Source organism: Jatrophihabitans sp. sgz311053 (assembly GCF_056135305.1).
The window spans coordinates 1,238,381-1,250,670 of record NZ_JBWAXP010000001.1; the positions used below are offsets into that span (position 1 = coordinate 1,238,381).

The 12,290-nt window shown below is 70.9% G+C and carries 11 protein-coding genes; 2 read left to right on the forward strand and 9 right to left on the reverse strand.

The annotated features are described in order from the left end of the window. Positions 1-26 precede the first annotated feature (26 nt). The 9 genes from AC0NZQ_RS05695 to paaI all read right to left on the reverse strand — a co-directional run bounded on the left by AC0NZQ_RS05695 (position 27) and on the right by paaI (position 9,176). The gene (locus tag AC0NZQ_RS05695; RefSeq protein WP_474528684.1) at positions 27-1,181 is read right to left on the reverse strand and encodes a D-alanyl-D-alanine carboxypeptidase family protein; all 1,155 of its coding nucleotides are present in this window, start codon (positions 1,179-1,181) and stop codon (positions 27-29) included. A gap of 188 nt (positions 1,182-1,369) precedes the next feature. Beyond that, on the reverse strand, positions 1,370-3,193 hold the full coding sequence (locus AC0NZQ_RS05700; RefSeq protein ID WP_474528685.1) for a S53 family peptidase: 1,824 nt from the start codon (positions 3,191-3,193) through the stop codon (positions 1,370-1,372). Positions 3,194-3,326: 133 nt separating this feature from the next. Then, entirely contained in the window at positions 3,327-4,280 is a 954-nt protein-coding gene (locus tag AC0NZQ_RS05705) for an NBR1-Ig-like domain-containing protein (protein WP_474529432.1), read from the reverse strand. 156 nt (positions 4,281-4,436) lie between these two features. After that, positions 4,437-5,381 carry a peptidase inhibitor family I36 protein gene (locus AC0NZQ_RS05710; RefSeq protein WP_474528686.1) on the reverse strand — a complete coding sequence of 315 codons (945 nt, stop codon included), beginning with the start codon at positions 5,379-5,381 and terminating at the stop codon, positions 4,437-4,439. Between the two features lie 15 nt (positions 5,382-5,396). After that, positions 5,397-6,233 carry a CHAP domain-containing protein gene (locus AC0NZQ_RS05715; RefSeq protein ID WP_474528687.1) on the reverse strand — a complete coding sequence of 279 codons (837 nt, stop codon included), beginning with the start codon at positions 6,231-6,233 and terminating at the stop codon, positions 5,397-5,399. A 19-nt stretch (positions 6,234-6,252) separates the two neighbouring features. Then, a complete protein-coding gene (locus AC0NZQ_RS05720) occupies positions 6,253-7,104 on the reverse strand; it encodes a peptidase inhibitor family I36 protein (protein ID WP_474528688.1) in 852 nt (283 codons plus the stop codon). 46 nt (positions 7,105-7,150) lie between these two features. Beyond that, the gene (locus tag AC0NZQ_RS05725) at positions 7,151-7,975 is read right to left on the reverse strand and encodes a peptidoglycan-binding domain-containing protein (RefSeq protein ID WP_474528689.1); all 825 of its coding nucleotides are present in this window, start codon (positions 7,973-7,975) and stop codon (positions 7,151-7,153) included. A 155-nt stretch (positions 7,976-8,130) separates the two neighbouring features. After that, complete coding sequence (locus AC0NZQ_RS05730) at positions 8,131-8,748, reverse strand: TetR/AcrR family transcriptional regulator (protein WP_474528690.1); 618 nt, start codon at positions 8,746-8,748, stop codon at positions 8,131-8,133. Further along, on the reverse strand, positions 8,745-9,176 hold the full coding sequence (gene paaI / locus AC0NZQ_RS05735) for a hydroxyphenylacetyl-CoA thioesterase PaaI (RefSeq protein WP_474528691.1): 432 nt from the start codon (positions 9,174-9,176) through the stop codon (positions 8,745-8,747). Before paaI ends, AC0NZQ_RS05730 begins: the two co-directional genes overlap by 4 nt. 55 nt (positions 9,177-9,231) lie before the next feature. Between paaI and paaZ the strand changes: the two genes are divergently transcribed. Both paaZ and paaA read left to right on the forward strand, forming a co-directional pair. Continuing rightward, positions 9,232-11,265 (forward strand): phenylacetic acid degradation bifunctional protein PaaZ, encoded by a 2,034-nt coding sequence (gene paaZ, locus AC0NZQ_RS05740; protein ID WP_474528692.1) that lies wholly within the window; start codon positions 9,232-9,234, stop codon positions 11,263-11,265. Between the two features lie 131 nt (positions 11,266-11,396). Further along, positions 11,397-12,287 carry a 1,2-phenylacetyl-CoA epoxidase subunit PaaA gene (gene paaA, locus AC0NZQ_RS05745; RefSeq protein ID WP_474528693.1) on the forward strand — a complete coding sequence of 297 codons (891 nt, stop codon included), beginning with the start codon at positions 11,397-11,399 and terminating at the stop codon, positions 12,285-12,287. The last annotated feature ends 3 nt before the right edge of the window (positions 12,288-12,290 follow it).

A 12,290-nucleotide genomic window follows, 5' to 3' on the forward strand; every position in this document is an offset into this window, starting at 1 on the left:
CGACGCGGGAGGCGACGCGGGCGACGTCAGCGGCGGCGCCCCACCAGCCGCGAGGCCCCGAGGACACCGGCGAGGAGCGCGGCGGCGATGGCGAGCTGGGCCCAGATCGGGACGCCACCACCCCCACCGCCGTCGCGGCGGGCGGCAGCGGCAGGCGACGTCCGGTCCGCCCCGGCCGACGGCGATGCCGACGCGGGCTTCCGCGGCGGCGTCGCGAGGGTGCCGACCCGGGCGGTGGCGGGCAGCTTCCGGGCCCAGTCGACGAGGTGTCGCGCCTGGACCCACTGGTCGTCCGGCCAGCGCTGCGCACGGAGCAGGACGACGCCGTAGCGGTGACCGCCCCGTTCGATCGCGCCCAGGAAGGTGTGTTGCGCGGCGTCGGTGTATCCGGTCTTCGCCGCGAGCGCGCCCTTCACCGTCTGGAGGAACTGCTCGTTCTGGTTGTAGAGCGTCACCTTGCCGACGATCTTCTGGAACGGCAGCGAGGTCTTGGCCACCCGGTCGTAGGCGAGGAAGCGGGGCTGGGCCAGCGCCGCACGCAGCACCAGGGTCATGTCGTAGGCGCTGGTGAGCTGCTGCCAACCGTCCAGCCCGGACGGCGTCTGCACGAAGGTGTCGTAGGCGCCGAGCTCGCGGGCCTTGGCGTTCATCATGGCGACCGTCGTGGCGCGTCCGCCCGCGGCGGCGGCGAGCGCCTCGGCGCAGTCGTTGCCCGAGACGAGCAGCAGTCCCTCGAAGAGGTCGTCGATCGTGTAGCGGCCACCGCCGATGAGTCCCGCGTGCGAGCCCTCGGTCTCGGCCGAGCGGCGTGAGACGGTCACCGTCCGCGAGCCGGGCAGGTGCGGCAGCAGGGTGACGGTGGTGAGCACCTTCTGGATGCTGGCCGGCTGGTAGCGGCCGTGGGCGTCGCGCGCGGCGATGATCCGGCCGGTGTCGAGGTCGGTGACCATCCACGCCCGGGCGGTGAGGTTCTCCGGCAGCGCGGGCGCCCCCGCGGGCAGGACGGTCTTGCGGCTCAGCAGCCGCTCGCCGCCGACCGGACGGCCCTGCGGGTCCAGCCCGCCGCGCGGCGGCCGGGGGTCCGGTGCCGCGGGGGAGTTTCCGCTGTCGGTGGGGCTCGGTGCCGGCGGCGGGACGGGGATCGCCGCGGCCGGGCCCGTCGTCAGCGTCAGCGCGAGCATCGCGGCCGAGACCGTACCGACGGCCGTCCGTCCTCGTCGTCGCTGCGCTCGCACTCGGTCGAGGGTAGGTGCCGCGTCCGGACGCTCCGGGGACCGACCCGCCGGAGAGCTCTCAGCCCGCAGCCATCCGTGATGCACCGCGCCCCCGTCCGCGTGACGGACGGGGGCGCGGCTCGCGTCGGGTCGGCTTAGCAGCGACCGTCGATGTCGCAGATCAGGCCCGAGACCTTCGGCGTTCCGAAGCCGGTGACGTAGTCCCAGCCCGGCTGGGTGGCGTACGCGCCGTTGCTGGCGGGCAGGCCGGTCGCCGGGTCGGTCGAGGAGACGTCGAAGAAGTCGCGGGCGTAGCTCGTCGGGGCCTTGCCCACCCGGTACAGCGCGTAGTTGGCGAAGCCGTTGCCGCCGCGCCGCGTGCTGGCGGACTGCACCCGCGCCCACATGCCCTGCCAGAGCGGCGCCGACAGCGATGTCCCGCCACCGCCACCGTCGGTGAAGGTGCCGCCTTCGACGATGTCGTAACCGTTGCCGAGGACGTCACCGGACTGCGCCGAGACGTCGGCGATGCCGCGGCAGACGGTGAGCGGGTCAGTGACGCAGTCCAGGCTCAGGCCCGGCGTCCCGCGCTGGTAGTCCGGCGCCGGCGTGAAGAGCGTCGAGCCGCCACCGCTGAAGGCCCAGCCGTACTCGCGGGCCCGGTGACCGGCGCCGTCGGTGTAGAGGACGGTGCCGCCGACGGCGGTGACGTAGGGCAGCGAGGCCGGCGAGTTGGTGACCGGCACCCCCTGGTTCACGACGCCGTTGCCGGCCCCGATGACGGGGGCGAAGACGACCGGGCAGGAGGAGCCGGTGTCGCCGGTCGAGACGAAGATCGTCTTGCCCTCGGCGGCTGCCTGCCGGGTGATCTGGTCCAGCGTGTAGTCGCTGTTGTTGCCCAGCCCCTGTCCGATCGGCAGCGAGGGGTTGAGCAGCGGCGTCCCTGCGATCGGGCTGACGACCGGGATCGTCTCGCACTCGCCGTAGCTGGCCGAGGCCTGCTTCGGACCGAAGGTGTCGTCGGTGAACTGGCTAAAGACCCGGGCGACGTCGGCATCGGAGAGATCGGAGCCGAAGTAGAGCTTGAGCTGGGAGGCATCCGGCGCCATCCCCGTCGAGCCCTGGGTGTCGATGTTCCACTCGACGCTGCCGGCGTTGTCGCTGAAATCAGTGTCACCCTTGGGGTGGACGACGCTCACCGGCACCTGCGGCAGGCCGAAGTGCGCCTCGAAGGCGCGCAGGTCGGAGATGACGCCGGCGGTCTGGCCCTCGCCGAAGACCGCGACCGACTGTCCCTTGCCGCGGTAGGCCGGCGGCTGCTGGTAGACGCTCCACAGGTCCGAGGGCGTGGTCCCGCCGGTGCAGGTGCCGGCGGTGCAGCCGCTCTGCGATGTCTGCGCCTTGGCCGGCACGGAGTACTTCTGCAGCGTGTTCAGGCCGAGGACGTTGGTGATCCCGAGCGCGTACGGCAGCACCGGCGCCGAGGTGTTGGCGACGAAGCTCGTCCCGTCCAGCGAGTAGGAGTGGAAGGTCGTCCGGAAGAGGCTGCCGACCTGCGCGGCGGTGCCGTGCACCGAGACGACGTCGCCCGCCGTCGAGACGCCGTCCACGGTGAGCCCGCCGCCGGTGAGGAACGAGGTCACCGCCGAACGGCGGTCGGCGGGGACGCCGAAGCGGGCGGCGAACTCGTCCGGTGTCAGGAACTGACCGTAGGACGAGCTGGACGGGTCGTGCGCGGCGGCGATGAAGGCCTTCTCGGCGGCGACGTCAGGTCGCGCCAGGGTGACGGTGAGCGACAGCGGCGTCGTCGCCGGCGCGGTGCCGAGGTCGGTGGCGTTGGCCAGACCGGGCAGGACGTTCTGGGTGACGGTGAGGGTTGGGGCGTCATCCGCACGTGCGCCGACGGCCGGCACGACGAGGGTGGCGAGGAGCGCGGCCGCGCTGAGCGCGACCCTCGTCCGGCGACAACCGAGATCCACAGGTTCCTCCTAAGCTTGGGCGGTACCCGGAAGAACGAACGACATGTCCGGCAGGAAACGGCCGATGCGCACCTGTTCGAGGTGGCCTGTCCCACCGCGTCGCGGACTTGTGCGGCGCCGTTCGTCGTGCTGGCTAGTCGACGAAGACCTGGAAGGTGATGGAGCGTCCGGCGGGGAAGGCGTCTGCGCCCGCGGCGTCCACGATCCGGAACCGCGCGTAACAGAAGCCGCGGTTCGGGGGAGCGGTGACCTCGGTGCGGACGTCCACCATCTGGCCGGGCGAGGTCGTGGCGATGGGGACGTCGGTGATGGTCTGGCAGGTGCCGCGGCGGGCCGGGTCGACGCGGTGCAGCGAGTAGTCGCGCCACGGCACGCTGCCGGCGTTCTTGAACCGCCACACCTTGAGGAACGTGGAGCCGCGCGCGACATGGCTGCAGTCGGGATAGGTGACGTCGGTGATGAAGCGCCCGTGGTCGCCGGGGTGCCGCGGCGGGGCCGGTGGCGGGTTGCGCTGCAGCCGCGGACAGTCGTCTGCCGCCGGGGCCACCTCGGCGACCGACGGCCGGCGCGCCGGCTGCCGGTCGTCCGACCCGGCGGTCAGCGCGACGATGCCGCCCGCGATGCCGACGACGGCGGCCACGGCCAGGCCGACCGGAAGCAGGCGACGGCGTCGGGACGGCGCGGTGGCGACGGGCGGGACCTCCGCGATGCCGGCGGCATCGTCCTCGGCCGGCTCCGTCGCCGGCTCCGCGACGTCAGCGGTGAGGTCGGCTGCGGGCTCGGTGGCGGGCCTCTCGTCCGAGGGCGGAGGCTCGCGTAGCGCCCGGTCGGCCTCTTCCCACTGCTGCCGGAAGGCGGCGGGATCGCCGTCGCAGGCCTTGACGAACTCGACGACGGTGGGCCAGCTCGGCAGCCGGTGGCCGCGGGCGGCTTCGTGCAGCGTGGTGTGGGAGATGGCGCGCGAGCGACCGGACATCTCCCGGAAGGACGGGTTGCCGGCCGCCTCGCGCAGGGTGCGCAACGCGGCGGCGAATCCGGTGACGGCCGCGGCCCTGCGATCGCCGATCACCTCTGCGCCGTCGCGCATCCTCACGCTCCGTCCCTCCGGCGGCCCGCCGGGCCGTCGCTGTCGACAGCGAGGGTATATCGCATGTGCGTCCGAAGCAGAACAAAACGGTCCCCGGAGACGCCGACGGGCCGCCCGTCGCACGACGCGACGGACGGCCCGTGGGGCTGCCGCGGGTCAGGACGCCAGCGAGATCCCGTCGTAGTACGCCCGCAGGATGGCCTGGTAGCCGGAGCCCGCGTTCGCCTTGTCGCGGGAGCCGTACTGCGACATCCAGTCACCGTCGACCCAGGCGCCGCAGGCGGTGCTGGTGGAGCAGTAGTGCGCCTGCAGGATGCCGCCGCTGCGGGTCATGCGGGTGCCCCAGGTCGCGTCGACGGCGTTGCTGGTGCTGGCCACCGCCGAGCCCGGCTTGTAGACCTGGCTCGAGGTGTTGTCGTAGACGTCGAAGCAGGCACCGCCGGAGGTCTTGCGGGTGGAGTGCAGCGCCCACCACCAGCCGAAGCTCTTGACCGCCATGGCGCCGGCCTTGAGCGACTCGGCGGGCCAGCTGCTGACCCACTCGTTGGGCAGGACGTTCTTGACGTAGGTCTTGAAGTCCACCCGGTCGACCCGGCCGAGCGAGACCCGGTACACCAGGATGCTGCTGGGCAGCGTGCTGTTCGACCCGTCGGACGAGCAGCCCCCACCGCCACTGTCGCCACCGCCGAGGATCTGATGCGAGGCGTTGTTGTTCTTCAGCGTCGAGTTCAAGTTCGCCTTGGCGCCGGCGGCGAAGTCCTGGGTGGCGCCGGCGAAGTTGCTGTTGAAGTAGACCCGGACGGTGTGCCCGGTGCGGTTCCACACCGAGGCCGCGTTGTTCTTGACGCAGACGCCCTGCCCGTTACCCGAGCTCTTGAACTCGTAGCAGCTGGGCTGGGTGGCGCCGTAGTCGTCCAGCGAGTCGGTGAAGTCCGAGACGGACCCCGCGTTGTCGCTGTTGTAGTAGTAACAGAACTCGCCGCTGTCGCAGACGCCGTCACGAGCGGCTGCCGCCGCCGGCTGGGCCAGGACAACCGTCCCGAGGGCCGCAAGTGCCAGCGTGGCCAGCGTCGCGGCGAGGGTGGTGAATCGTGATCGCATGGGTCAGTCCCTGTCCTAGAAGTGGATGATCCACTGGAAGTTCGGGTCGACGTTGCTGACCCGCATGTGGGACCGCGTCCCGTAGCCGTGGCTGACGTTCCAGTTGTATTCCTCGACGTCGAACGAGCCGTCGCTGTAGACCTTGTTGATGTACGCGACGTGGCCGTAGCGGATGCCGCTCGAGCTCTGCACGTGGATGTCGTTGACCGCGATGGCGCCGACCTTCGGCGTCTTGTTCACCGTGATGCCGGCGGCGCGAGCGGCATCGTCCCAGTGCTCGGCGTTGCCGAAGACCTGACCCCGATAGCTGTTCTTGAATCCGGTGCGCGAGGTGCGGGAGGCGACGCGCCATGCCGCGAAGGAGGTGCAGTTGTTCTGTGCGAAACCCCGGGCGTTGCCGTCGTAGTCGTTGCGCGGGGTCTGGGCTCCGCCGCCGCTGCTCGCGCCGATCCGGTGCGCGGCGTTGTTGTTCTTCAGCGTGCTGCTGAGATTGCCCTTGGCGCCGGAGGCGAAGGTCTGCGACGAGCCGCCGTACCCGCTGTTGTAGTAGACGGTGACGCTCTTGCTCGTCCGGTTCCAGACCGAGGCCGCGTTGTTCTTGACGCAGAGCCCCTTGCCGTTACCGCTGCCCTTGAAGTCGTAGCAGCTGGGCTGGCTGGTGCCGTAGTCGTCGATGGACGTGGTGAAGTCCGAGATCGACCCGGCGTTGCCGGAGTTGTAGTAGTAGCAGAACTCGCCGCTGTCGCAGTGCCCGTCGCGGGCGGCCGCCAGGGCCGGCTGGGCCACGGCCAGGCCGGTCACGAGCAGGCCGGAGGTGGCGAGCAGGGACGAGAAGATCTTCTTTTTCGTCATCGTGATCAACCGTCCCGGCTCAGTGGTTGAACCAGGGCTGGGTCCAGCCGAGGTAGGTCTCGTTGAAGCTGGACTCGATCGTCGCGATCGTCGTCTTGTTGTAGTGGTTCGGGCTGTAGCGGCCGTCCGAACCGACGTCGGTCGAGGCGAACTGGCCGCCGCCGAGCGAGATCATGACGTGACCGGCCCCGGTGGAGCCGCCCTTGAAGAAGGCGAGGCCGCCGGCCGGGACGGTGCGGTCCCCGGCGTGCTTGTAGGTCGACGGGACCTGCGTCCAGTGGACGTAGGCGGTCGTCGAGCCGCTGTTGGACCAGCCGTAGGCGACACCGACGTAGTGGTCGCAGGCCCCGTAGTAGGCGCTGTTCGTGGTGCCGAGGTGGTTGTTGGCCCAGGCGACGGCCTGCGCGCAGGTATTCGGGTTGTTGCCGCGGTAGGTGCAGCTGTCGCCGCTGGTCGAGCCGCCGATCATGTGCGACGCGTTCTCGTTCTTCATCGTCGCGTTGAGGTTGGTCTTGGCGCCGGCGGCGAAGCTCTGCGAGGTGCCCGCGTAGCCGCTGTTGTAGTAGACGGTGACCGTCTTGCCGGTGCGGTTCCAGACCGAGGCGGCGTTGTTCTTGATGCACTGCCCCTGGCCGTTGCCGGCACCCTTGAACTCGTAGCAGCTGGGCTGCGTCGTGCCGTAGTCGTCCTCGGAGCTGGCGAAGTCCGAGATCGAGCCGGCGTTGTCGGAGTTGTAGTAGTAGCAGAACTCGCCGCTGTCGCAGACGCCGTCGCGGGCGGCCGCCTGCGCCGGGCTGGCGAAGGTGAGCATCGGGGCCGCCACGGCAGCGGCGGCGACGGCCAGCGAGGCCGCTCGGGTGGAGATCTTCATGGTCTTGCCTCTCGGTCGGGGTGAGGTGTGTCGGGTGCGGGGCGGGTCAGGCGCGCTGGTACTCCTCCCAGGTGCGGATGGGGGAGACCGCGGGACCGTCGTCGGCGGCGCGGTTGGCCAGGCCGTTCATGCCGAGGTAGTAGTCGCCGATCTGGTGCTGCGCCTGGCTGGACAGATCCGTGTCGCTGATCGCGGCGGCGTGGATGTGGTACGGCCAGTCACCCTGGCTCGGGGTCCTCGACCACGCCGCGAATCCGACCTTGCGCAGCGCTCGCACGACGGTGGTCTTGGTGGCGTTGCTCATGCCGTCGACGTTGATGTCGACGACGCCGCCGCCGTCGTGGGTGCCGGCCGACGTCGGGTCGCCGCCGGGGTTGTACGACCCCTGGTCGAGGGTCAGGTCGCGGCCGAGGAGTCGCTCGGCTTCGGTGAGCATCGCCTTGGTGCGGGTGTTGACGGTCTTGCCGTCCAGGGTGGTCTTGGTGCCGGGGCCGATGGTCCGGGTGACGGTGAAGCGGTTGCTGCCGAGCTTGGTGAGTGAGGTCGTCCCCGGCAGTCCGTTGGCGGCGAGGCCGCTGTAACCGAGGGACTGCTGGTACTTCGCGTAGGCGGCCACGGTCTCGGTGCCGAAGTAGCCGTCGACCCACTGCGCCGCGAGCAGGCCCTTGGCGCGCAGCGCCTGCTCGACGAGCAGCACGCTGTCGTGCGCGCCGGGGGTCTGGGTGTCGTCGGCGCGACGAGGGTCGATCTGGGCCGCCTTGACCGTCGCCTCCATGTCGACCGTGGGCAGGGCCGCGACGGCCGGGGCGTGGCCGGCGACGAGGGGAACGAGCGAGGCGACGGCCAGGACGGCCAGGTTGCGGACCTTCACGGGACCTCCGAGGTGAGCGGTGTGGAGCGCGCTCACTCTGGACCGGTGCCCGAGCTGTCCGAAAGGTGGAGTTCTCCCCGGTTGTCCGTCAGGCGCTGTCAGGCCCGAGAATCCGGCGTTGTCAGATCGCAGCGACCGTGGACTGACACGCCGAACTATTCGGCGTTGGGGTCCACGATCCGCGGGGTCAGGCCGGCGAAGGCGAAGCTGACGATGGCGTCGGCGAGGGCGTCGCCGGAGGTGCCGGAGCGTCCCGGCCGGTACCACTCGACGAGCGAGTTCACGAGACCGAAGAGCAGGTGGGCCGTCATCGTCGGGCTGAGCTCGGCGCGGAGGTCGCCGTCGGCCTCGGCCTGGCGGACGAGCTCCGCGGCGAAGCGATCGAAGCGGCGGCGGCGCTCCAGCGCGTCGCGCTCGGTGGCGGTGTTGCCGCGCACGCGCAGCAGCAGCGTGACGTGGGGGAGCTCGCGCTGCAGGACGCGGACCGACCCGCGGACCAGACTCTCGAGCTGGACCACCGCGGGTGCGTCGGTGGCGCGCACCTCGTCGGCGACCGCGAAGAGGCCGTCGAGGGCGCGGTCCAGGGAGAGCCGCAGCAGCTGCTCCTTGCTCGTCACGTGGTGGTAGATGGCGGACTTGGCGATGCCGAGCCGCTTGGCGAGATCCTCCATGCTCGTGCCGTCGTAGCCGCGCTCGTTGAAGACCTCGACGGCGACCGCGAGCAGGCCTTCGAGGTCGTAACCGGGGCGCCCCGGCCGGCGGGCGGCGGTCACGCCGGGGACTTCGCGAGCCGGTGGCTGCGGCCGCGGAACTCGGCGATGACGTCGTCGCCGCGGCGGACGGTGACGTCGTAGATCCCGGAGCGGCCGAAGCTGGTGCGCTCGGTGGCCTCCGCGACGAGGACGTCGCCCGCACGGGCCGGCGCGACGAAGGTGATGTCGGCACCCGCCGCCACCGTCACCGGACCGTGGCTGTTGCAGGCGCAGGCAAAGGCGGTGTCGGCGAGGGCGAAGACGAGCCCACCGTGGGCGATCGCGTAGCCGTTGCAGTGCGACGCCGTGACGGTCATGGCCACCCGCGCCGTGCCCGGGCCGCACGTCAGGACCTCCATGCCGAGCCACCGGGAGGCCTCGTCGTCGGCCATCATCGCCGCGACGCTCTGGGGAAGCTGTGCGTCCGACGTGCCCCTCGACTCGGCCATGGCGGTAGCGTAACTTACTGAACGATCGGTCTGTAATGATGCGAGGGAGCTCGGCATGGCAGTACTGCGCAGCTACGTCGGCGGCCGCTGGGTCGCCCCGGCCGACGGTGATCCGGTGCGCGATGCCGTCACCGGTGACGAGGTCGCCCGGGTTTCCTCCGACGGGGTTGATTTCGCCGCCGCCCTGCAGTGGGGCCGGACGACCGGGGGCGCCGCGCTGCGGGAGCTGACCTTCCACGAGCGCGCCGCGCAGCTCAAGGCCGTCGGCCTGATGCTCCGCGAGCACCGCGACGAGCTGTACCAGCTCTCCTTCCGCACCGGCGCCACGCTCGGGGACTCCAAGTTCGACATCGACGGCGGCATCGGCGTGCTGCTGAGCTACGCCAGCAAGGCCAAGCGCGAGCTGCCCAACGACCGCATCGTCGTCGAGGCGCCGCTGGAGCAGCTGGGCAAGGGTGGGCAGTTCCTCGGCCAGCACGTCCTCACCTCGCTGCGCGGCGTGGCCGTCCAGATCAACGCCTTCAACTTCCCCGTCTGGGGTCCGCTGGAGAAGCTGGCCCCGGCCGTCATCGCCGGCGTCCCGTCGCTCATCAAGCCCGGCTCGCAGACCGGGTACCTCACCGCCCGGGTCGTCGAGCTGATCCTGGAGTCCGGGCTGCTGCCCGAGGGGGCCCTGCAGCTCGTCAACGGTTCGGCCGGGGACCTGCTCGACCACCTCACCGAGCAGGACCTGCTCGGCTTCACCGGCTCGGCCTCGACTGCGCAGCGGCTGCGGTCCCACCCGAACGTGGTGGCGCGCTCGGTGCGGTTCAACGCCGAGGCCGACTCGCTGAACATGTCCGTGCTCGGCCCGGACGCCGTGGCCGGCTCACCGGCCTTCGACCGCTACGTCAAGCAGCTCGTCGTCGAGATGACGACCAAGGCCGGGCAGAAGTGCACCGCAATCCGGCGGGCGTTCGTCCCGGCGACGGTGGTGGACGCCGTCGCCGAGGCGGCGGCGGCGCGGCTGGCCAAGGTCGTCGTCGGCAACCCGGCCGACGAGTCGGTGCGGATGGGGGCGCTGGCCTCGCTCGAACAGCGCGAGGAGGTCCGCCGCTCGCTCAAGGCACTGCAGGCCAACGCGACGATCGTCTTCGGCGACCCGGAGCAGGTCGAGGTCGTCGGCGCGGACGTCGAGCGCGGCGCCTTCCTCTCGCCGGTGCTGCTGCAGGCCGCCGAGAGCCGCCGTCCCGAGCTGCACGAGGTCGAGGCCTTCGGCCCGGTCAGCACCCTCATCCCGTACAGCGACACCGCGGACGTCATCGAGCTGGCCGGCCTCGGCAAGGGCTCGCTCGCGGGGTCGATCGTCACCGACGACCCGGACTTCGCCCGTGACGTCGTGCTCGGCACCGCCCACTGGCACGGCCGGCTGCTCGTCCTGGACGGTGCCGCCGCGCCGGAGTCGACCGGGCATGGCTCGCCGCTGCCGATGCTCGTCCACGGTGGCCCCGGACGCGCCGGTGGCGGTGAGGAGATGGGCGGCATGCGCGGGGTGTTCCACCACCTGCAGCGGACGGCCGTCCAGGCCTCGCCGCGGATGCAGCAGGCCATCACCGGCCGTTGGACGCCCGGCGCCCCGCGCACCATCGGCGGCCCGCACCCCTTCACCAAGTCGCTGGCGGAGCTGCAGATCGGCGACACCGTCATCGGCGGACCCCGGGTGGTGACCGAGGCGGACGTCGCGCACTTCGCCGAGTTCACCGGCGACACCTTCTACGCCCACACCTCTGAGGCGGATGCCGCGAAGAACCCGTTCTTCGGCACCCGGGTCGCGCACGGCTACCTGATCGTCTCGTTCGCGGCGGGGCTCTTCGTCCAGCCGGACTTCGGGCCGGTGCTGGCGAACTACGGCATCGACAACCTGCGCTTCGTCACGCCGCTCAAGCTCGGCGACGCGATGACGGTGACGCTCACCTGCAAGCAGATCAGCCCGCGGCCGGGGGAGTACGGCGAGGTCCGCTGGGACGCCGTCGTCACCAACCAGGACGACGCGACGGTCGCCACCTACGACGTGCTGACCATGGTCGCGAAGGAGTGGGGCGAGTCATGACCGGACCACAACGCGATGAGCGCTCGCGCGAAGAGCCCTCGAGCGCGCGAGCGACAGCGAGCTTGCGCACGAAGCTCGAGACGGACCCGAGCGGAGCGAGCGGTCCAGATCGAGATTCGTACTTCGAGGATGTGATCGTCCACTCACGCGTCGAGCCGCGCGACTGGATGCCCGAGGGCTACCGCAAGACGATGATCCGGCAGATCGCGCAGCACGCGCATTCGGAGATCATCGGCATGCAGCCCGAGGGCAACTGGATCACCCGGGCGCCGTCGCTGCGGCGCAAGGCGATCCTGCTGGCGAAGGTGCAGGACGAGGCCGGCCACGGCATGTACCTCTACAGCGCTGCCGAGACCCTTGGCGCCGACCGCGAGGACATGACGCAGAAGTTGATCACCAGCCGGCAGAAGTACTCGTCGATCTTCAACTACCCGACGCTGAGCTTCGCCGATGTCGGCGTGATCGGGTGGCTCGTCGACGGCGCGGCCATCTGCAATCAGGTGCCGCTCTGCCGGTCGTCCTACGGTCCCTACGCGCGCGCCATGATTCGCGTCTGCAAGGAGGAGTCGTTCCATCAGCGGCAGGGTTACGAGCTGCTGATGACGATGATGCGGGGCACCGAGGCGCAGCGGGCGATGGTCCAGGAGGCGACGAACCGGTTCTGGTGGCCGTCGCTGATGATGTTCGGCCCGCCCGACGCCGACTCGCCCAACACCGAGCAGTCGATGGCGTGGGGCATCAAGCGGCACACCAACGACGAGCTGCGGCAGCGCTTCGTCGACATGTCCGTGCCGCAGGCCGAGAAGCTCGGCGTCACGCTGCCGGACCCGGAGCTGCGCTGGAACGAGGCACGGGGTCACTACGACTTCGGCGCCATCGACTGGGACGAGTTCAAGGCCGTGCTGAAGGGCAACGGTCCGTGCAATGCGCAGCGGCTGGAACACCGCCGCCGCGCTCACGAGGAGGGGCAGTGGGTCCGCGACGCGGCGGCCGCCCATGCCGCGAAGGGAGCCCGGAGGTGAGTG

Coding starts and splice junctions, on each gene's coding strand:
- AC0NZQ_RS05695 (WP_474528684.1), bottom strand. CDS start 1,181: ATGCTCGCGCTGACGCTGACGACGGGCCCGGCCGCGGCGATCCCCGTC.
- AC0NZQ_RS05705 (WP_474529432.1), bottom strand. CDS start 4,280: ATGCGCGACGGCGCAGAGGTGATCGGCGATCGCAGGGCCGCGGCCGTC.
- AC0NZQ_RS05710 (WP_474528686.1), bottom strand. CDS start 5,381: ATGCGATCACGATTCACCACCCTCGCCGCGACGCTGGCCACGCTGGCA.
- AC0NZQ_RS05715 (WP_474528687.1), bottom strand. CDS start 6,233: ATGACGAAAAAGAAGATCTTCTCGTCCCTGCTCGCCACCTCCGGCCTG.
- AC0NZQ_RS05720 (WP_474528688.1), bottom strand. CDS start 7,104: ATGAAGATCTCCACCCGAGCGGCCTCGCTGGCCGTCGCCGCCGCTGCC.
- paaI (WP_474528691.1), bottom strand. CDS start 9,176: ATGGCCGAGTCGAGGGGCACGTCGGACGCACAGCTTCCCCAGAGCGTC.
- paaZ (WP_474528692.1), top strand. CDS start 9,232: ATGGCAGTACTGCGCAGCTACGTCGGCGGCCGCTGGGTCGCCCCGGCC.